Annotated in this window: 15 protein-coding genes; 14 read left to right on the forward strand and 1 reads right to left on the reverse strand. The window is 43.6% G+C overall.

From position 1 onward, the window contains the following. Positions 1-354: 354 nt before the first annotated feature. The 6 genes from NYE72_RS15940 to NYE72_RS15965 all read left to right on the forward strand — a co-directional run bounded on the left by NYE72_RS15940 (position 355) and on the right by NYE72_RS15965 (position 8210). Positions 355-1719, forward strand: a complete 1365-nt coding sequence (locus NYE72_RS15940; protein ID WP_076099136.1) for a cytochrome ubiquinol oxidase subunit I — start codon at positions 355-357, stop codon at positions 1717-1719. Next, positions 1716-2732, forward strand: a complete 1017-nt coding sequence (locus NYE72_RS15945; RefSeq protein ID WP_036677093.1) for a cytochrome d ubiquinol oxidase subunit II — start codon at positions 1716-1718, stop codon at positions 2730-2732. The genes NYE72_RS15940 and NYE72_RS15945 overlap by 4 nt, the downstream gene beginning before the upstream one ends. Positions 2733-2800: 68 nt before the next feature. After that, the gene (gene cydD, locus NYE72_RS15950) at positions 2801-4645 is read left to right on the forward strand and encodes a thiol reductant ABC exporter subunit CydD (protein ID WP_076099135.1); all 1845 of its coding nucleotides are present in this window, start codon (positions 2801-2803) and stop codon (positions 4643-4645) included. Beyond that, positions 4642-6369 carry a thiol reductant ABC exporter subunit CydC gene (gene cydC / locus NYE72_RS15955; RefSeq protein WP_076099134.1) on the forward strand — a complete coding sequence of 576 codons (1728 nt, stop codon included), beginning with the start codon at positions 4642-4644 and terminating at the stop codon, positions 6367-6369. Before cydD ends, cydC begins: the two co-directional genes overlap by 4 nt. Before the next feature lie 337 nt (positions 6370-6706). Then, on the forward strand, positions 6707-7300 hold the full coding sequence (locus tag NYE72_RS15960; protein ID WP_076099133.1) for a sigma-70 family RNA polymerase sigma factor: 594 nt from the start codon (positions 6707-6709) through the stop codon (positions 7298-7300). 85 nt (positions 7301-7385) lie between these two features. Beyond that, the gene (locus tag NYE72_RS15965; protein WP_076099132.1) at positions 7386-8210 is read left to right on the forward strand and encodes a hypothetical protein; all 825 of its coding nucleotides are present in this window, start codon (positions 7386-7388) and stop codon (positions 8208-8210) included. Between the two features lie 199 nt (positions 8211-8409). Here NYE72_RS15965 and NYE72_RS15970 read toward each other — a convergent pair whose 3' ends face one another. Next, on the reverse strand, positions 8410-9432 hold the full coding sequence (locus NYE72_RS15970) for an MBL fold metallo-hydrolase (RefSeq protein ID WP_076099131.1): 1023 nt from the start codon (positions 9430-9432) through the stop codon (positions 8410-8412). Positions 9433-9638: 206 nt separating this feature from the next. On the opposite strand from NYE72_RS15970, the gene NYE72_RS15975 reads away from it, so the two are divergent. From NYE72_RS15975 to NYE72_RS16010, 8 genes are all read left to right on the forward strand, one after another. Continuing rightward, positions 9639-10220 (forward strand): TetR/AcrR family transcriptional regulator, encoded by a 582-nt coding sequence (locus NYE72_RS15975; RefSeq protein WP_076099130.1) that lies wholly within the window; start codon positions 9639-9641, stop codon positions 10218-10220. A gap of 380 nt (positions 10221-10600) precedes the next feature. Beyond that, positions 10601-11548 carry an ABC transporter permease subunit gene (locus NYE72_RS15980; protein ID WP_076099129.1) on the forward strand — a complete coding sequence of 316 codons (948 nt, stop codon included), beginning with the start codon at positions 10601-10603 and terminating at the stop codon, positions 11546-11548. Between the two features lie 13 nt (positions 11549-11561). After that, the gene (locus NYE72_RS15985; protein ID WP_036677077.1) at positions 11562-12431 is read left to right on the forward strand and encodes a carbohydrate ABC transporter permease; all 870 of its coding nucleotides are present in this window, start codon (positions 11562-11564) and stop codon (positions 12429-12431) included. Between the two features lie 66 nt (positions 12432-12497). Then, positions 12498-14084, forward strand: coding sequence for an extracellular solute-binding protein (locus NYE72_RS15990; protein WP_036677074.1), 1587 nt, complete (start codon positions 12498-12500; stop codon positions 14082-14084). A 294-nt stretch (positions 14085-14378) separates the two neighbouring features. Next, entirely contained in the window at positions 14379-16118 is a 1740-nt protein-coding gene (locus NYE72_RS15995) for a histidine kinase (RefSeq protein ID WP_076099128.1), read from the forward strand. 2 nt (positions 16119-16120) lie between these two features. Further along, entirely contained in the window at positions 16121-17740 is a 1620-nt protein-coding gene (locus NYE72_RS16000) for a response regulator (RefSeq protein WP_256715539.1), read from the forward strand. A gap of 84 nt (positions 17741-17824) precedes the next feature. Next, positions 17825-20056: an FAD-dependent oxidoreductase gene (locus tag NYE72_RS16005; RefSeq protein ID WP_076099126.1), complete on the forward strand. Its 2232-nt coding sequence runs from the start codon at positions 17825-17827 to the stop codon at positions 20054-20056. Between the two features lie 17 nt (positions 20057-20073). Next, positions 20074-21282, forward strand: coding sequence for an SGNH/GDSL hydrolase family protein (locus NYE72_RS16010; protein ID WP_076099125.1), 1209 nt, complete (start codon positions 20074-20076; stop codon positions 21280-21282). The last annotated feature ends 47 nt before the right edge of the window (positions 21283-21329 follow it).

The following is a 21329-nucleotide window of genomic DNA, read 5'->3' on the forward strand; positions in this document are numbered from 1 at the left end:
GTGTTATTCACTGAGTTGTTAGAAAGATTTGTCCCTTTCTTGAACGTTTAGGGATTAAGAGATGTCGATGATTGAAATACTTAAAATTTAAGATAAGATAACTTTAATTATTAGGCCACGTTATTAATTTGACTGCTCAGTAACAGGTAAATCAGGTTCGCCAACTCTTGCTTTGTGAAATATTTCTCTTTTTACATAGCAAAGAACGAGGAATGTCATACTAAAACGAACAGGAAACGATGTCGCTGAGCCTTGCTAAACCTGATATTGAATGCAGCCTACAGTTAGCGGGCCTAATCATAAGTATCAACTTAAGACGAAAAATGAACAGAGTTTTGAAGGGAGCAGTAAAGAATGGCAATTGATACGGTGCTATGGAGCAGGCTAGTGACAGGCTTGACTCTCGGGTTCCACGTTATTTTTGCGACGATTGGCGTCGGTATACCGCTAATGATCGCTATAGCAGAGTTCATCGGGATCCGGAAGAAAGACCCCCATTATACACTTATGGCAAAGAGGTGGTCTCGAGGATTTGTCATTTCTGTGGCGGTTGGTGTTGTGACCGGTACAGCGATTTCACTACAGCTGGCCCTGGTATGGCCGAATTTTATGAAACTGGCTGGGAATGTCATTGCACTTCCGTTATTCATGGAGGTGTTCGCGTTCTTTTTCGAGGCTATCTTCCTGGGCATTTATTTGTATACGTGGGATCGGTTCAAAAATCCATATACCCATTGGCTGCTGACGATACCGATTGTCGCCGGGGCAGGCATGTCTGCCGTTTTTATTACGACGGTGAACGGATTCATGAACCAGCCTGAAGGCTTTGTCATGGAAGCAGGCCAATTCACAGCGATTAACCCGGTGCAAGCGATGCTGAATACGGCGACGTTCTCCAAAGTGTTCCATGTATTAAGCTCGGCCTATTTAACAGGAGCTGCCTTGTTAGCCGGGATTGCAGCCTTCGCGATGCTGAGAAAAGGTGTGTCCGCATACCACAAAAAATCTTTAAATCTCATGATGGCGGTCGTTTTACTATTCGGTTTGCTGAACACGTTAGCCGGTGATGTGTCCGCCAAGTTTTTGGCCGAGCATCAACCAGAGAAGCTTGCAGCGGCAGAGTGGCATTTTGAGACGAGTAGCAGTGTGGATTTGGTTCTATTGGGATGGCTGAATGCAGAGCATGAAGTTCTAGGGGCTCTTCATCTTCCGAAGCTGCTCAGCTTCCTGGCCTTTGGAGACTTTAATGCAGAGGTGACGGGGCTCGAGGAATTCCCCAAGGAAGAATGGCCACCACTTCTCGTTCATTATCTGTTTGATTTAATGGTCGGAATCGGATTTACTCTGCTCGCGATTTCGTTCCTATATTTTCTGTTTGTGTTCTGGAAAAAGCGTAATGAGCTTAACAAGTGGATGCTTCGCATCATCGCACTGAGCGCCCCCCTCGCTTTTCTGGCTGTTGAGCTGGGCTGGTTTTATGCAGAGGTTGGCCGACAGCCGTGGATTATCCGTGGATATATGCGTGTTGAGGAGGCGGCCACGTCTTCACCGAATGTAAGAATTATATTCTTCGCCTTATTGCTCTTGTACATCGTTCTCGGCAGTATGTGTGTAATCGTGCTAAGACGCTTGTTCAACAATAATCCGGCAGAAGCTGAGATGGAGAAATGGATGAAGGATCATCCTAATCAATCTACGGAAAAGGGGGGCACTGAATGATGAGTTACGAATTGATTGGCATCTCGGTGCTCTGGCTGTTTTTGTACGGCTATTTAATTATAGCTTCCATTGATTTCGGAGCGGGCTTCTTCGCCTTTTATGCCCGTTTAACGAAGCAGGATCATCTCATTAATCGTCTGATTTCGCGTTATTTATCACCCGTTTGGGAAATTACAAATGTATTTTTTATCTTTTTCTACATTGGCATCGTCGGTTTTTTTCCGGACACAGCCTATTATTATGGCTCCGCGCTACTTGTTCCGGGAAGCATTGCATTGATTCTTCTTGCGATTCGCGGTTCATTCTATGCTTTTGAAAATTACGGTTCCAAGAAAAACATAGTATATCTTTTTTTGTACGGAGCTACAGGTTTGCTTATTCCAGCATCGTTGTCAGTGGCGCTAACTTTGTCTGAAGGCAGCTTTATCGTGAAGCAGGGGGAGACGGTTTCTCTGGATTACTGGGCGCTGTTCACCAATCCGTTATCGTGGAGTATCGTTGGACTGGCAATTGTGTCCGTTTTGTTCATTAGCGGCTCATTTCTGACATTTTACGCTTCTCGGGCAGAGGATCATTCCGCGTTGAAGCTGATGCGCAACTACGCCCTGTTTTGGAGCACACCGACGATAATCCTCGCACTTACAGCATTTATCTATTTGGGTCAACACAATGAGCGGCATTTTCAAAATATGATGGATTTATGGTGGTTGCTGGCACTTTCCGTTGCTTTCTTCATGATCGCGATGTGGCTATTATATAACGGACGCCGTTACGGATTAGCTTTTATATGCGTCATGTTGCAATTTTTCTGTGCCTTTTTCGCTTATGGAATTGGGCAATACCCTTATATTCTTGATCCGTATATCACGATTCAGAGCAGTGCAACTTCACCGGCAATGGGCTTAGCATTAGTTATTGTGTTTATCGGCGGTCTATGCCTGTTGATCCCATCCCTTATTCTGGTCTTCAGACTCTTCCTGTTTGATGCGGATTATGTAAAAGGGAAAAAATAAAGCTGATTAATCCATTACGGCATGTTTGAGGTTTCCCTACAAGCCTATATATAAAGGAGGTGTGATCTGTGAAGAGGAAATCCAGTTTGATTTCTCAACAAATGTCTTCACAAAGGAAAAACATGGCTCTCCTCGCAATCATTTCGCTCGGGCTTGGTATAGCTATTGTGAGTCAGGCTGGACTGCTTGCTGAAGCAGTCCAACGGATTTTTGTGGAGAGAGCTTCATTTTCATCGGTTATCCTGTTGCTCGGTATACTTCTGGCTATTATGGCTGTACGCACACTATTGTCTTATGGAAACGGTATTGTTGGCTTGCATATGGCAGCTGCTGCCAAGACAAATATGCGCGCAGCCGTGCTGCAAAACTTGACCCATGCTTCCATGCCTTCAACCCTTAGTGGACAGACGGGAGGGAAGGTCAGTATTGCTCTGGATGCTGTGGATGAGGCTGATAGTTATTTCAGTCAATACATGCCGCGTATGATGGAAGCTGCTATCATCCCGGTTCTGATTTTGGTCGTTACATTTATCCAACATGCCAACACGGGGTTCATTCTATTGTTTACTGCTCCGTTCATCCCGCTGTTCATGATTTTGGTAGGGCTGAAAACGAAGAACAAATCCGAAGAAAAATATGCGCAACTGGCTGAGTTTTCAGGGACGTTTCTGGACTCTCTTCAAGGACTGGTGACATTGAAAATATTTGGACGGGCTCACCGTCAGCAACAGGAGATTGAACGCAGTAGCTTGGGTTATCGTGATGCCACGATGGGTATTTTGAAGATTGCGTTTACGAATACATTCATGCTGGAATCAATCGTGATGCTAAGCATTGGTATTGTGGCTCTCGAACTGGCCATCCAGTTGCTTGTTTTCAAAGCTATGACGTTCCACACTGCCTTTTTCGTTTTGCTGCTCGTTCCCGAGTTTTACAACCTGTTAAAGAATACGGGAACAGCCTTTCACAGCGGCCGGACAAGTATGGGTGCGGTTCGTAAGGTGGAACAGATGCTTGAGGAAACGGCAGGGGAGAGCAGGGACGCTAATGGCATTGAAGGAGCATTAACAACCGATGGAATCGACGAGATCGACAGCATAGATAAGGTCGGGGATAGGACCGACAGAATAAGCAAACTGGAACTTGCCCATTCTGGAGACCTTTTAATACCACCGTCTATCGTAATTGACCAACTTCGGTTTCAGTATGCTCCAGATTCTTTCGAGCTTAAGACGGGGCGGATCCAGCTTAGTCCAGGAGAACACATTGCCATTGTTGGCAAAAGCGGTTCCGGCAAAACGACTTTGCTACATCTCATTGCCGGTCTGCTGAAACCAGAATCGGGTACGCTTCTGGTGAATGGAAGTCCACTCTCGCAATACGATGAAACCGAATGGTTCGAACATGTTAGCTACATTACACAGCATCCGTATATTTTTGCAGGCACATTTTCTGAAAATATTGCGATTGGTGCTGGTGGAAACATCTCCAGAGCTGAAATTGAGCGGGCGGGGGAGGAAGCCGGACTTGCTGCGCTTACAGCCCAATTAGAGCATGGATTTGATACCTTTGTTGGTGAAGGAGGCCGGGGACTGTCTGGTGGGGAAAAGCAGCGGCTTGCCTTAGCACGCGCTTTTTTGAAGCGTCCTGCTATCATTTTGTTTGATGAACCCACAGTTGGACTGGATTTGCACACCGAGCGGGTACTGCAACGCTCCATAGCCAAACTGGCAAAAACGGCTACGATGATTACGGTGGCTCACCGATTATATACGATTCAACAAGCCGACAAGATTTTGTTTATGGACAATGGAGTGTTGGTGGACTCGGGACGACATGACGAGCTTCTGGAGCGCCTGCCTCAGTATGCCGAGATGATTGATGTAGAGCGGAAAGGGGGGATATCCTCATGAATGAACTGGCTGTTCTGTCAAAGGCGATGATTCAGGAGCGCAAGGATATCATTCTTTCGATTTTGGGTGGATTTATTGCCGGCATAGCCGGTGTGGCACTCTTTTCTGCGAGCGGGTATCTGATTTCGCAAACGGTATTTGCGCCACCGCTTTATACTTTAATTGTACTCACCTCCATGGTCAAACTGCTGGGTCTGCTTCGGGCGGCGAGTCGTTATGGAGAACGCTTGTATTCTCACCGGGCGACTTTCTCCATGCTTAGCCGTTTACGTACATCCTTTTTCGCCAAGCTTATTCCTTTAACGCCTGGTATATTGAACAAAAATCGAAGCGGGGATCTGCTTGCGCGGATCGTTGGGGATGTGGAAAGTTTGCAAAATTATTTTTTGCGAGTCGCTTATCCTCCGATCATGGTCGTCATGGTATTTTTGGCTACGGTGCTGTTTACTTCTACCTTTTCGATCTGGATTGCCGTTTTGTTTGTAATAGGTATGCTGGTAACGGCATTCGTTGTACCGGGAATTGTGTTACTCGGGCAGCGGAGAACACATGGACGCGTTCGTGAGCAGAGGGCGCAGCTGTCCACGGAAGTTACCGAAGTGTTGTACGGTTTCCGGGATTTGAAAGTATATGGTCAATTGGCACAGCGGGAGGAGCAGCTTCAGCATGCTTCCGCTGTATTGGCAACTGAACAGCAACGAGCAGCCGGGCACTTGCTGCGCGGGCAATCGATGCACACTTTTGTTACATTTCTCGTTTCCTGGGGAGTGCTGACGCTCGGCGCCTATTTAATTATGGAAGGAGCGCTTGCAGGCGTATTTCTTGCCATGTTGGTTATGGCATCACAAACCGTATTTGAAGAAGCGGCGGCTATGGCCACATTACCCGCGTATAAAGAGGATAGCGAACACGCAGCCAAACGACTGACGGAAACAGTTCAGACTTTTGATGAGCAGTCTTCGCAACCAAGTGGCACATTGCCTGTTAATCATGCTGTTACGATGGAACTATCCAATGTTACATTTCAATATGAAGGGGAGTGGAGACCGGCACTCAGGGATATGTCCCTGCACATTTCACCTGGCTCCAAAACGGCAATAGTCGGGCCGAGTGGGTCAGGAAAATCAACAAATATCGAATTGCTGCTCAAACTGCGAACACCAACGGCTGGCGAGATACGATTAAACGGTATTTCGGTGAAGGAACTGGACGAGACGAGCATTTGGCAAACGGCTAATGTGGTATTTCAGCAAAGTCATTTCTTCCGGGGAACGATTCGGGACAACCTGCTGCTGAATGGAGAAGAACACGCTGACGAACAATTGTTGGATGTGCTAGCTAAAATGCAGCTGCCCGATACATCGTTGACCGATATGGTGTATGAAAAAGGGGAGAATCTGTCAGACGGCGAGAAGCAGAGGTTGGCTATGGCGCGAGCGATGCTCCGCAAAGGACGGGTATGGCTTCTGGACGAACCAACTTCATCGCTGGATTATGTGACAGAGCATCACGTATTGAAGCATCTCTACGCACAGGCGGCTAATGATACGCTTCTCCTGATTTGTCATCGGCTAACCGGATTAGAAGAGATGGACCAGATTGTGGTCATGGACCAAGGCAGGGTAGTCGAAACGGGGTCCTATTCGGAGTTGATGGGGCAAAAAGGCTATTTTTATGAGATGAAACAAATCGAACAGCAAATGATCGGAGAAGTTGAAGTGTAAATATAGACCAAACACATCAACTTGTTGCAAATGCCACTTCTCAGATTCCGATGGTTTATACACGATTGATTCAAAAAATGGTTAAGATAAAAACTAAAGGTTGATCTTGTTTGGTATTATCCCCTTCAAGTAGACACTCGAAAAAACCTGCATGTTATCATGGAGGTTCGAGTGACACTTGGAGGGGATATTTTTATGGCGAAAAAAGGACAAACATTCCAACGGAAAAGGGCCACACAAGCTCCTTGCGAAGCTCGATTTAGATTGTAATGATCTTTATTGCTGTCACATTTTGGGTCGAGCTCTTCGTTGTATAGAGTGAAAGGGGGGAGACAGCTTGAATGATACGGAGTTAAATCAGATCATTGCAGATGTGTTGGATGGGAACACAGAACAATTCGAGAAAATCATGGAGATTTATCAAAAACCGATTTTTCTCTACTGTTATCACATGCTGGGCAATTATGCCGAAGCCGAGGAGAACGCACAGGAGGTATTTTTGAAGACCTTCCGCACCTTGAAAAAATATACCCAATATCAGATCGATTTTGGCGCCTGGATATACAAGATTGCCTACCATCAATGTATAGACATCATCCGTAAGCGAAAGTTGGTTAAATATTTGCCTTTCTTTTACCAGGATGATAAAGAAAATAATGAAGTCGATTTGCATATTGAAGCCAACTATTTTGATGAATCCGTACATCAGGCCATGGCAAAATTATCGGCGGAAGAGCGTAATTTGTTAATCTTACGTTGTGTCGAGGATAAAAGCTATCAGGAGATCGGATTGATTCTCGGTAAAAACAGCGCCAGCCTTCGTAAAAGGTACGAACGTACATCTGCAAAATTTCGAAAGTATTATGCTCAAGTGAAGGGAGTGGGAGTGTATGAATATGGACAGGGATCGGGATTTGAAAAAACTGTTTGATGACGCGAGCATTCCTGACGCCGACTTGACAGGAAAAGTAATGAGAATAATACATGCTAAGCCAAAAGAAAAGGAGAGGTTTTTTATGAAATATAAAGTTGTTCTGACTGCGTGTGTAGGGATGATGTTAATGGCCTCCACGGGTTATGCGGCAGTTCAATATCATTCTTTGACCAATAAGGATGGCAAAGTCGTATATGAAACGAAATCTACGAAAGATTACGAAAAAACAGAATCGAAAGATGAGGCAGCGCGGTTCAAGGCATTTTTTGAACTGAAGGAAAAGGTGCTAAAGAACGGGGAAGCTGGGCTGTTCTATTTGGTTGCCAATAACCCGAATCATCAAACAGATCTTGGAACAAAGTTGACTATCTTCCACGATTCATCTCAATTGCGTGATAAGATTACGGATCAATCCATTAAGATCGCAGACAACATCAATGGAATTTATACATTCCAGAAGGCGGACGTAATCTTTAAAAATGCTCAGGAAGTGAATCCTCCTTCTTCGGAAGAAAAAAAGAAAATGGCAGAAAAACTGAGAAAGCAGGCGGAAGAATCCAATCAGGGATATGCCATGATGCCGGTTGAAATGACAGATCAGTTTTTCCTTCTCTTTGCTACGTATAAAAATGGCGAAGATGAAATCGGGGTTGATATCACTAATCTGAGTGGAAAGAGCGACCCTACAATGTATATTGACGAAAAGGTTGAATTTAAGCAGGAGAAGATTCAAGTGAAGGGAGTAGAAATGCTGCATACAGAATTTGCTCCTTCGCAGACGCACGAGCTGAAATGGGTATACGAGAGCCCAGACAAAAAGGTGAAATACGCCTATACTTTACGTGGTGACATAAATAAAGTAAGCAAAGAAACCCTAATGAAACTTGCCCAAGGCTATTTGGAATAATAAATACAACAACAACGGGAATCTCTCCAATCCAATTGGGGAGATTCTCCTCTAGTAAGTCATAGTCCTTCTCCATTTTTTATCATAATCGTTTCTAAGCACCGATTTTAATTCCTTGGAACAATGCAAAAGAACCGCCGCTGTTCGCATCATTAGCGACAGGGCCGTTCTTTTGTTTTCATAGGTTAGCTGTAAATTGCTATTCTTGCCAAACACTCATAGGGTCCCATGGCTTGATCTGATTGTCATATTTTCCAGCCAAGAAAGCTTTCATGTCTTCCAGCTTAGCAGGCACCTCGTTCCAAACTGGAAGGGGTGGCAACCCTCGTTTGCTTTTCAATAGGATATCCACTGTAACATACAAGCGTTCTGGCTGAATCCAATGAAGGAAGCGGGAAATATCCATTTGCTTGGTCAGGGACAAGGAATCGATTTCATCATTGTAATACTTGTTGAACTCGCTGATCAGGTTCAAGAGGTAGTCTCTCTGTTCCTTCACGAAATCCAAGCCGCAAATGGCGCCATGCCCTGGAACAACGATTTCGGGTTTAATTTCATCAATAATGCGATCAAGCACTTTAACCCAATTGAGGGTTCCCTCTTCGCTGTATGCCGTACAACCATTAAACACGACATCGCCAGCGAACAGCACTTTTTCTTTTGGCATCCACAACAGTAAGTCACTATCAGAGTGGGCTGGAGCTACGTTGTGAATCATAACTTCTGTATCGCCAAGACGGATGTTGATATCGTCCTTTATCTCAATACTCGGGAGCACCCATTCTACGCCTTCCAGGTCGAACCCTTCAAATTCCGCTGCAAAAAACCGCTCGCCCGGAGTCGATTCCGGAGAATTCTTTCCTCTTCTGATGACGCTGTCCATCCAGGCGATATTTTCGGTGAGACGCTCTCTGGAGGCTTCCTTGTGCATAATAATACAAGCATCTTCAAACACTTTGTTTCCCCAGGCGTGGTCGCTGTTATAGTGCGAGTTCACGACATATGCGGGAGAGCCGCCGTTGCTTACTTCCATAAAAACCTCCCGCATTTCCCGTGCATGGAACAAATCGAAGAACGTATCATACACCAACCCATCACCCTTGTTGATGAATCCGGCATTGGCCCAACTGATCCCACGATACGGCGAAATACCAGCAAAGACGCCATCTGCGACTTCAAAAAATTTAACGCGAGGTTTTTGGATAATACGTCCATACTTCATAAAAATTCTCCTTTACGTTTATGTTTTTAGGATAAGGCATACTGACTAAGTCATTATTATAGAGAATGCAAAGAATAAATACAAGCGAGTACTTGCTTGCATTTATTCTTTGCGATATGATAGTAAAAGGGCACGCTCACGCAATTGGTACCTGACTGCAGAACTTGTAGTAGAATAGGTTTAACATATGCAAAAGGAGAAATACAATGCAAACTTCAGACAGAATCATTGAAGCCGCGACACGGCTCATCAAAAAGAATGGCTATCGGGGAGTAAGCACCAAAGCCATTGCAACAGAAGCTAAAGTCAATGAATCTACGATTTTTCGGCAATTTGGAAGTAAGCAAGGGATATTGGAAGCCATCATTGAAAGACATTCGGATATTCCGCAATTTGAGAAGCTGTTAAAAGAGGAAGCGACCGATAATCCGGAAGTCGATCTGCTAAATGTAAGTCAGCAGTACCGTTTGTTTTTCCATAAAAATGCGGACATCATTTTGATTGGCATCCGCGACAAAGGAATGCTTCCCGAATTAGACAGAGTGCTCGCGGATCCGCCGGCGAAGCTTCACTCCTTGCTGGTTGAATATTTCGAACGCTTGCAGAAGAAAAAAGTTATCGCCAGACAGGATGAGCGTCTTGTCGCAATGTCTTTTCTCTCGATGTGTTACGGATTTCAGATGAGCGAGCTGATTCACCGGCAATATCAATCCCAATTTGTCACCGAGGAAGAGTTCTACAAGCATAGTGTCTCATTGTTTGTTAAAGGAATTTTGGCTCAGTCATAAACATTATTAATTTATATATTGAGAAGTCTAAACTTACGTGAACAGGGATGGAGGATGCCTTTTTTGCTCATGAATGTAGTTTTTAGTAATGGAAAATAAAATACGTGGATGCATTATATAAAAAAACATGACTCATTAAATTAAGCCCAATTTTTTCTAGGGCTTTTTTTGTTTGGGACCTCAGGATTGTATTTGGTCTATACTGAAACTTTCGAGCCAGAGTTATTGTACAGCTTTAAATCAAGACAATCATGCCTATTGCATTGGAATTATCCAGGGCTGTACTTACTTAATATCTTATAAGAAATTCTTGAAATTACAGAAATTTATCCAATAACGAGATGCTATTATACAAATACAAATAAAGACGAGGTGATGATATGCAAGCAAAATTGGCAGCGGACGCCATTCCCCTCCCCAAAAAGCGGAACTCATGGATAAGGACGATAAAAAAGTATAAAGTGATGTACGCTCTCTTGTTCCCGGCATTAGTTTACTTTGCCGTATTCAAATACATTCCTATGGCGGGAATCATTATTGCCTTTAAAAACTATAACCTAGCTTTGGGACTATGGGATAGCCCATGGGTGGGATTTAGAAATTTCACAGATTTTATGAACGGCGTTTATTTCTGGGACATCATGAGAAATACGATTATCATATCCCTGTATAAGCTGTTGTTTGGTTTCTCAGCTCCTATCATACTTGCTTTGCTGCTCAATGAAGTTTATACCCAATGGTTTAAGAAAATCGTACAAACGATCACTTATTTACCCCACTTTCTATCATGGGTCATTGTTTATGGAATGATGGTGGCATTACTAGCCCCAGGGGATGGTCTTTTTAACATGATTTTGAAGGAAACTGGAGTTGAACCCATCTCATTCCTAACGGAACCTGCCTGGGGCAGACTGCTGATCATCTTATCTGAAATATGGAAGGATATTGGATGGGGAGCGATATTGTACCTTGCAGCATTAGCAGGAATCGATCCAAGCTTATATGAAGCGGCTAAAATTGATGGCGCTTCCAAGTGGAGACAGCTATGGCATGTAACACTTCCCGGCATTCGAGGCGTTATGATTCTGATGCTGATCCTTAAATTAAGCCATATTCTGGATGCTGGTTTTGACCAAATATTCATGTTTGCCAACAGCTTTAATCAGGAGAAGATCGACATTATCGACACATGGGTATACCGTGAAGGGCTCGAGCGACTTAAGATTGGCTTGGCTACTGCTGTGGGATTATTTAAAGCGGTCATCGGATTTGTTTTAGTGTTGGCAGCGAATAAGCTCGCCAAAAAATTCGATGGGCAAATTTGGTGAGGTGGTTATCAAAATGATCAATTTGACAATCGGAGAAAAGGTCTGGCAAGCATTCGTTTATTTTATTCTTATTTTGCTAGCTCTACTTTGCTTACTACCCTTTCTATATGTGGTTGCTGTTTCAGTAACGCCAGAATCGGAAGTGCTAAGAAGAGGAATTGTTATTATACCAGAAACCTTTACCTTTCTAGCCTATAAAGAAGTATTTATTTCTCATGGTATTGGGCAGGCGTATAAAATTACATTGTTTCGAACGATTGTGGGCACTGCTCTCAATGTGTTCTTTACGGTAATCGCGGCATATCCGTTATCCAAAAAATATTTGCCGGGTCGCAGCCCATTTTTACTATTCATTGTCTTTACGATGATGTTTGGGGGAGGATTAATTCCGACTTATTTACTAGTCCGCTCTCTGGGATTGCTAAACAGCCCGTGGGTATTGATTATTCCAAATCTCATTAGTGCATTTAATCTGGTGATCATTAAAGGCTTTTTCGAGCAATTGCCTGCTGAAATCGAGGAATCAGCGAGGGTAGACGGTGCAAGTGAACTTCAGTCGCTATGGCGGATCATCTTACCTCTGTCCTTGCCCGTCCTATCCACAATTTCTTTATTTTACGCAGTCGGGCATTGGAACAGTTACTTCGATGCTATTGTTTATATCAATGATTCCAACTTAATGCCGCTTCAAGTGATCTTGCGCAACATCCTGCTTAACGTCGCAACACAAAGTGCTGATTCGCTTGCCAATACCGGAGCTGTTAGTACGTTCGCTATACAAATGGCAGCAGTTGTCGTGACTACAGTTCCGATTTTGATCGTTTACCCATTTATGCAAAAGCATTTTACCAAAGGTGTGCTCTTGGGATCGGTTAAAGGTTAAAAAGATATTCCAACCTGAGTTGTTACGGGGAAACCGTGATAATATAGAAGCAAAGGAGAGGTCATTATGCAACGTAAAGCGATTACATTTGCTATTCTGACAGCAATGGTCGGTGTGGGAACAGTATTGTCAGGCTGTGGGGAACAAAAAGAGGTTACATCGACAGCTTCGGGTAATTCACAAGGCCAGTCTAGTCCCTTTGAAACCAAATTGAAAATTTCGATGTTTAACCAAGGAACTTTCAATGCTGCTGCTCCGATTCCTCCCCGTGAAGAAGATATCCAACGCCAAATGTTGGAGAAAGCAGTAAATATCGACTTGGAAATGATGATTCCTCAATCAGGGCAAGCAACGACTAAATTAAATACGCTCATTGCTGGCGGAGATATTCCAGATTTGATCTTCTTAAAGAGCCGGGCTGATCTTGCACAATATTATGACCAGGGCGTTCTTGCGGATTTGACACCGTATCTGGATCAATTTCCTGAATTGCAGAAACGTTTTAGCAACGACTCCTGGGAGGCGATGTCCTATCAGGGAAAAACCATTGGGGTTCCAGGTTATGATAACGTAAACGGTATTAGTCGAAGCTTCTTTATCCGTAATGATTGGCTGAAAAAGCTGAATATGGAAGTGCCAACAACACCCGACGAGCTATTTGAAGTTATGAAAGCCTTTACAGAAAAAGACCCGGACGGCAATGGCAAAAATGATACGTACGGATTCATAGGCGGTATGAATAAAGAAGGTAATCTGCAAACCTACGGCTTCGATAGTTTGATGTGGATGTTTGGTGTCAATCCTCCCTCAGCCATTGATGTGAAAGACAATGAACCGGTGTTCCTGTTTACCGACCCAAAAATGAAAGAAGCACTCGCTTATATCAATAAAATGATGGAAGCTAAAGTTGTAGATCCAGACTGGGTGACGATGAATACTCCCGATTTATTGGACCAAAAGTTATTTAAGGGTAAAGTTGGCTTCATGATAAGAGATGCCCGCAGGTTGGAACCAGATTATCAGCAAAAAATGAAAGAAATCAGTGGAGAGGTGCCGGAATGGATCGTCATTCCTCCAATGACAGGTCCTTATGGTGATCAAATTGTAGAGAGAAAATCGTTCCAAGGCAATTCATGGGCCATATCCAAGAAAGCGGATAAGGACAAAATCATTCGGATCTTGTCCATGCTAAATTATCTCTTTACGGACAAAGAAGCATATCCGAATTTTGCATACGGAATTAAAGGGATTCATTGGGATTTGGTAGACGGCAAGATCAAAAATAAAACCTCCGAATTATCAAAGGAGATGAAAGAAAAGTACTTATGGGTCGATCATTATAGAATGCCGCGTCGTGGTGATGATGCTGAGTACTTCAGCTTCCAGAATCCTAAGACGGCAGAAGCTTTTGAGAACAACCAGAAATACGTGGCGGCTACGTTGCCCGGGAATTTATTGACTGAAGACCCGAACGATTCATTGGCAGCTGACCGCCAACGTTACATTAATGAAAGCTTGGTCAAATTTATGACTGGCAAAGAACCTCTTTCGAACTGGGACAATTTCCTCAATACATTGGAAACTAAGTTTGACATGCAGAAGTATAAAGACTCAGTAATCAAGCAATTTAAAGAAGCAGGCTTAATCAAGTAAATCAAGTAGAAACGGCGCCGTCCTTTTAAAGGACGGTACCGTTTCAGCGAGAAAGATAAGGAACATTTATGCGCGAAGCATATAAATGTTCCTTATCTTTTAAACGAAGAGAGCGGCCATAATTAGCCCCTCTCTTTATTGAAATATAAGAAGGTTAAGTTTTACTTTTTACTTTATACTTTATTTTTCTATTTTTCGAAGAAACGCTTATCGTCCTTAAAAAGGACGCCGAAGGCGTTTCTTCTTATCATATGCTATTATTTGTTTATTACAGATTTAAAAGGAAGATGATCGATGCGAAGAAGAATCAGCTTGCCTTTAAAACTATTTTTTATCGTGTTTGCATTTGTATTAAGCTGCATAATCTTGATAAGCCAATTGTCTTATCGCTATGTCCAAAAGGAAATAAGAACCTCTGACATTTATTACACCAACCAAATACTTGATAAGATTGATCAGTATTTCACAGTTAATTTTTCCTCCTTCCAGACGATGCTGTTCTCGGTCGAGTCATCGGTGAAAGCCAACATTGACAATCCGGACGTGATTAAAAAGCAATTAAGAGAGCTGTATGAACTCAACAGTAATTACGTCAGTAATATTTATTTGATCAAAAGCGATTTATCTATTCTAGGCGGAAGTACACCTACCCGAATATTTGATGAACCTTTAGCTGAAAGAGAACCATTGTTTGATGCAGCTGACAAGAATAGAAGGATTACATTTGTCAGTGATCCTTACAAATCTAAATATTCCGGCTGGACAGTTACGATGGTCCGATATCTGAACAGCGCTCCGTTTCCTATGGCCATTGCGGTAGATTTAGATCTAAATGCCATTGAAGAAACCTTGTTCAAGATTAATAAAAAAGAACAAATGAATTTGGCTCTAATCACCGCATCGGGAAAAATCATTGCCGGATTTTCGGAAAATAAAGGCCCCCTGAATGTTCAAGATCATACTTTTTCAATCGGTGAAACGTCAGCGGAACAAATTCTGGATACTACAGAAACAAACCTTCAACTGCACACTAAGGAGGGGATTCAGGTCTCCCTTCTGAAAAAACCGACTGAAAAATTCAACTGGACCATCATCTCAATCAACGATGAATCACGCCTAAAAGCTGCTTTATCCAGATTGGAAACCTATTATATCGAGCTTCTAGCTGCAGGTTTTCTCTTAAGTCTGTTCGTTTCCTTCTTTATTGCCAAATATATTAGGAACCCGCTCTATGCACTCAAAACAAAAATGAAGCGGGTGGAGCAAGGCTCCCTCACAACTACAATATCGATTAACCGAAACGATGAGTTTGGAGATCTCTCCCGAGCATTCGATCGTATGCTGCAGCAAATTGTGGAACTGATTCGGGGAGCAGAGCTTCATAATGAACTTGAACGCAAGCTGGAAATTCAAGTACTGCAGTCTCAAATAAACCCTCATTTTCTGTATAACACGCTTGGTTCTATCAGCAATGTCATACGACTCGGACAAATAGAGAAAGTAGATGTGGTGATTGAGTCTCTTATTTCAATATTGGAATATGGGATAGCCGACGCTTCGGAGAAGGTATCACTGCGTCAGGAATTGCAAAATGTATCGGACTATATCGCGATCCAGAACATCCGCTATAACAGAAACTTCCACTTAATCGAAAATATCGAAGCAGGGCTAATAGATTTTCCGGTTTTTAGAATGCTGCTGCAGCCCCTTGTGGAGAATAGTATCTTCCATGGTTATAACGGTGGGGGGATCGAAGGCCCTATTACTATTCATGCGTACAGGGAGGGCGGCAATGTCATCATAGAAGTAGTTGATCAGGGCGAGGGAATTCCAACTGATAAAATAAAGCATATTTTAATTTCAGAACCGGGGGATGTGGAATTGAAAAGAAAAAGAATCGGGTTAAACAATATTCATGACCGAATCAGACTTCACTACGGAGAACAATTCGGGCTCCAAATCATAAGCATACCTAAGGAAATAACCCGGGTTCGCGCCTTATTCCCAGCAGGCTTGTTTAAAGGAGATGCATGATGATGAGAGACTACACCTGCTTCATTGTTGACGATGAAGATCTAATCATTCAGAGATTGGAATTGTTTTTTCACGAGCTCTCCCTTAGGGATAGGCGATTTCATTTAGTGGGAAAAGCGAATAATGGGCTGAAGGGGTTAGAGGAGATCGTAAAGCTTAAGCCGGATATCGTAATATCTGATATCGTCATGCCGCGAATGGATGGGATTTCCATGATTGAGCAGCTAAAGCCAAAGCTTCCCCATACCCAATTCATTCTTTTGACCGCTTATTCATCCTTTGAATACGCCCAGAGAGCTATTCAAGCCAACGTATTGGAGTACATTGTTAAGGTTCCGCTCAGGGACGCGGATTTGGATCGAGCTTTAGATAAGGCAGCCGGGATTTTAAATGAGGTAAAGAAAAAAGAAGCGGAATTTCAATCGTTAAACGTATCCGTGCTTGAAAATAAATATAGAGTCCGCAAGCAATTTTTTAACGAGCTTATCAGAGGCGAAATTCCTTCTCATCGGGCATCTGATTTTGCCAATCGCATGCAGTTCCATTTTTTTCAAGCCAACTATCGCTGCTTCATTGTCGAAATGAATATGTATGAAAGTTTCCGAAACGATTATTCAGCGTCTGATCAAAACATCTTGCGGTATGCGATTACAAATATAATCGAAGAAACGGTGATGAATGGCGGCAGTGGTGTAGCTGCGGATCTATCCGATAATCGTTTTATTGGCTTTCTTTCCTGGGAAAATAATCGTAGTGATCTGGAAACGGAATATGATTGCCAGACACTGGGGGGGCAGATCGTCTCCCATTTGCATCAATATTTGAATCAAAGGGTATCTGTCGCTTTTGGAGGTCAGCACCGAGGCTGGGAATCCATCAAACAAGCTTACACGGAAGCACAAAATGTGAGTGATGATTTCTATTATCATACAGAGAAAGTAGTAAAAACACCCATGCATCGGTTCCATTACCATAATGACAGAAAAGAAGAATTTCAGCAGAAACTGGCTGATTTTCTTGCTGGGGTGAAAAGAAAGGTTTCCAAGGAAGAGCTGGAGAAAGCATTTGCTGATCTGAACCAATTTGTTACGGACCATAAAATCCATAAGTCCATCATGGCGCCTATGCTACGAGACTTGTACAGAGACATTATTGTGAAGTTTAAATCGGGGAACAAGTTGGCCACGGAAGTAGCAGAGTTTCCCATAGAATTTTTAGCTTTTCGGGAGCAGCTTGCCTATATTGGCGACTTTACCTTCGAATATGTACACGCTGGCCAACTTTTACATCGTATAGAAATCATGAGTGCTATGCGGTTTATAGAGAAAAACCTGAAACAGCGATTAACGCTCGAGGCGATTGCCGAGGAAGTGAATTTAGCTCCATCGTATTTTAGCAGCTTATTCAAAAAAACAATGAACGAGGGCGTTATCAGCTACATCAATCGTAAAAAAATCCAATTAGCTCTCGAGCTGTTAAATGTTCAGGATTATTCTATATTGGAATTGTGCGAGGAAGTAGGAATTGTGAATGAAGGTTATTTTTGCAAATTATTTAAAGAATATACGGGTGATACTCCTAAGCAATATCGGATAAAAATGACACGGTATGAATCCAATTAAGGTTGCAAAAAATGTGTGATTTTTTCGCGAAATCATGTAAAAAAAAAGGGAGCAAAAGGATTACCATGATAGAAGGATCTAATCATGGAGGTTATCAAAATGGAGCTTATTAAAGCAGATGTAACCGTCGTCGGCGGAGGTATTGCTGGGATATGCGCTGCCATTGCTGCCGCACGCCAAGGGCTGCAAGTGTCACTTATTAATGATCGACCGGTTCTTGGGGGAAATGCGAGCAGCGAGGTCAGGGTTCATATCAACGGGTCGGCATATCTCGGAAACAGTCCATCCTATTATGCACGCGAAGGAGGGTTGGTGGAAGAACTCAAGTTGAAGATTTTCCACTATAATCCGTTATACAACAAGAAGCTGATGCTTTCGCTTTCGGATACGGTCTTGTTGGATATGGTCTATGCTGAGCCTAACATTTCTCTATTTCTGAATACATGCGTGCATGAAACGGGCATGGAGAACGGCAGAATTAAATGGGTGGAGGGCCTTCAATTGGCTTCCGAAAGGAAATTTCGTTTTGAAAGCCGAACCTATATCGATTGCTCCGGAGATGGAGTTGTCGGATATCAGGCAGGTGCTCTCTTCCGATGGGGGAGAGAAGCGAAACATGAATACAAGGAAGAATTGGCTCCTGAAGTGGCGGACCATTACACCATGGGCGATACGATCCTGTTTCAAGCCCGTGACGTAGGATATTCCGTTCCATACAAAAGACCTGGCTTTGCGTATGATATTACGAAATTGGCCTTTTTCGATAGTATCAGAAAAGGCTTGAACCATCGGGCTTTTCCAAGAAAAATCAACGGGCTTGGCGGATTGTGGTGGCTGGAATACGGCGGACATATGGATATTATCAAAAATAATGAAGACATCGCGTTGGAACTGCGGAAATTGGTGTACGGGATTTGGGATTATCTCAAAAATAGCGGTGAATTTGATGATGTAGACAATCTCATCTTGGATTATGTATGCCCGATCCCGGGAAAGCGGGAGTCGAGGAGGTTTATTGGGGATCACATGTTGTCTCAGAACGATCTCACAGCAAAGCCGCATTTCGAAGATGCTGTATCCGTCGGTGGATGGTATATGGATTTACATGCTAATAAGGGTATCTACGATGAGGGGCCGGCTACAGCTTGGAATTTCGTGCCCGGATTGTACAATATCCCTTTCCGCAGTTTATATTCACGAAATATTCCTAATCTCTTGTTCGCTGGTCGCAATATAAGTGCTACCCATGTGGCTTTCGGATCTACAAGGGTTATGGCAACCTGCGGTTGTATGGGGCAGGCGGTTGGAACAGCTGCTTCTTTGTGCTCGAAATATGAGGTAGACCCCGCGGCCATAGTCGAAGCTCATATGGGGGAGCTGCAGGCGCTACTGCTTCGAGACGGGCAAACCATTGTAGGCCTTCAAGAAGAATTGGATCCTTACTTCGCTGACGGATTAACTATTCGTGCCTCGTCTCAGCGCAGTTATGACAATCTTCATCCAACCGAAGAGATTTCCTTGGAGAAAGGGTTATGTTTGGTCTTGCCGATTCAGACATCCGTGGCTGAAAGCGTACGGATCAAAATTAAAAATAGGTCCAAGCATTCGGAAACTCTACATGTGAAGCTGTTTGGCGGGGAACGGAAGGAAAATTACATTCCAACCAGCGAGTTGAGAGACTACCACTTGGTTATTACAGCCGGTCATGACGACTGGATTACGCTAGACTTGGACTGCAAGAAACCGGCTGACGACAAAATCTACATCATATTGGAGGGCACGGCGAGCATTGCCATATACGGTAATGAAGAGAAATTGACAGGTGCGGTCAGCTTCCATTATAGGCCGGAAGAGCCGTCCAGGCTGAAGAAATTCAATAAGAGCATTTGCTTTAAGGACCTGATGCCAGCTCAGAATATGTATAGTCCTGAGAATGTTGTCAATGGCTACTCCAGACCTTATGGCCAACCGAACGGCTGGATTTCTGAACATTCGAAAGGACAGGAATGGTTGGAATTCTGTTTTACAAGCCCCAAAAATCTGGACGAAATCCATCTTGTTTTTAATTCGCAGCTGGATTTGGAGCATTTCAACGATCCGATCGAGTCCCTTATTCAAGATTATGATATGACCTTGACCTTAGAAGACGGAACCGATAGGACAATCATAACTCGTGGGAATTATCTCACCTTGAATAAACATAAGGTGGATGAGAAACGTGTATCCCGAATCCGGATTAATTTCTGCGCAACTTATGGTTCGCCTTATTTCGAAGTGTTTGCTGTAAAATTGTTTGCTCCTAAAATCGATAAATGAGGTCAGGTGAAGTCACGATGAAGGAATTATTCCCTCGTAAAGGGCTCCCCAATATAATTCAAAAATTGGAAAATGGGGATACCGTAACAATCGTCTATTTCGGCGGCAGTAATACACGTTCTGAAGGCTACAGGGTCATGACGGCGGATTGGCTTCGTAAGCAATATCCTAAGGCGGATATCCGCTCTGTGAATGCAGGCATTGATGGGACAGGATCGGATTTGGGCTGTGCCCGTTTGGAGACAGATGTACTGCGTCATCGGCCTGATCTAGTATTTGTTGAATTTGTCGGTAACGATGGCGGAGATCCCGAATCCAAGGCGCGTATCGAAGGGATTGTCCGTCAGATCCGCAAGCGGAACCGGTTTACCGATATCCTGTTCGTTTATACGCTGAAGGAGCGGGATGTGGCCTTATTTCAGTCTGGGGAATACCAGAAGGGGGCTATAATGCAAGAGGAAGTGGCCGACTATTACGGCATTCCTTCGATTCATCTAGGCGTAGAGGTCAGTCACTTGGTGTCGGAGGGAAAACTCGTTTTTACCTCAAGGGAAGACGTGTCCATTTCCGGAGCCGTTGTTTTTACGCATGATTCGATCCATCCGACTATTCCTGAAGGACACCAGATTTACACGGATACGATCACCCGGTCATTTGAGAAAATTAGAGAACTTCAAGATCATCCGGGAAGGTCAGTACATCACTTACCTCAGAATCCGTTGGTTCCGGCTAATCCTTGGGAGTATGCGACCATGCTGTCACTGGATAGTCTTACCGATTTTTCCGCAGGATGGTCTTACATGACTCCGGATGATTGTGCTTTAGTGCGCGAGTACAATTGGTTGTTCCCCGGCCTATGGCGAGCAGTCGATCCTGGAGAGGCTATCACGGTGCAGTTCGAGGGAACCCATATCGGATTATTCGATATCGGGGGGCCTGATTCTGGCAGATTGAAGGTGTCGGTGGATGGTGGAGAACCCTTTATTGTCGATCGATTCACACTACACAACGATCATAATCGTAATCAGTATGTATTCTTGCCAGAGCTCCCGAATGGGAAACATACAGTTCGCTTCGAAGTCGATACCGAAAAGACAGACAAAGCGGCTGTGTTTGAGGCATGCGGAAATGAACGAAGTATTGAGCATGTTCGGCAGCATCCAGATTGGTATGATCAAACGGTGATCCAGCTTGGGAAGTTGTTATTGGTGCAGCCGCCATTATAATTAATCTAAAGGTTTTATCCAATTGAAAGACCTATTTTATACTGACT

This window comes from Paenibacillus sp. FSL L8-0333, assembly GCF_037965665.1.
GTDB classification, from domain to species: Bacteria; Bacillota; Bacilli; order Paenibacillales; family Paenibacillaceae; genus Paenibacillus_AQ; species Paenibacillus_AQ odorifer.

Coding starts and splice junctions, on each gene's coding strand:
- NYE72_RS15940 (WP_076099136.1), top strand. CDS start 355: ATGGCAATTGATACGGTGCTATGGAGCAGGCTAGTGACAGGCTTGACT.
- NYE72_RS15945 (WP_036677093.1), top strand. CDS start 1,716: ATGATGAGTTACGAATTGATTGGCATCTCGGTGCTCTGGCTGTTTTTG.
- cydC (WP_076099134.1), top strand. CDS start 4,642: ATGAATGAACTGGCTGTTCTGTCAAAGGCGATGATTCAGGAGCGCAAG.
- NYE72_RS15965 (WP_076099132.1), top strand. CDS start 7,386: ATGAAATATAAAGTTGTTCTGACTGCGTGTGTAGGGATGATGTTAATG.
- NYE72_RS15970 (WP_076099131.1), bottom strand. CDS start 9,432: ATGAAGTATGGACGTATTATCCAAAAACCTCGCGTTAAATTTTTTGAA.
- NYE72_RS15975 (WP_076099130.1), top strand. CDS start 9,639: ATGCAAACTTCAGACAGAATCATTGAAGCCGCGACACGGCTCATCAAA.
- NYE72_RS15980 (WP_076099129.1), top strand. CDS start 10,601: ATGCAAGCAAAATTGGCAGCGGACGCCATTCCCCTCCCCAAAAAGCGG.
- NYE72_RS15985 (WP_036677077.1), top strand. CDS start 11,562: ATGATCAATTTGACAATCGGAGAAAAGGTCTGGCAAGCATTCGTTTAT.
- NYE72_RS15990 (WP_036677074.1), top strand. CDS start 12,498: ATGCAACGTAAAGCGATTACATTTGCTATTCTGACAGCAATGGTCGGT.
- NYE72_RS15995 (WP_076099128.1), top strand. CDS start 14,379: ATGCGAAGAAGAATCAGCTTGCCTTTAAAACTATTTTTTATCGTGTTT.
- NYE72_RS16000 (WP_256715539.1), top strand. CDS start 16,121: ATGAGAGACTACACCTGCTTCATTGTTGACGATGAAGATCTAATCATT.
- NYE72_RS16005 (WP_076099126.1), top strand. CDS start 17,825: ATGGAGGTTATCAAAATGGAGCTTATTAAAGCAGATGTAACCGTCGTC.
- NYE72_RS16010 (WP_076099125.1), top strand. CDS start 20,074: ATGAAGGAATTATTCCCTCGTAAAGGGCTCCCCAATATAATTCAAAAA.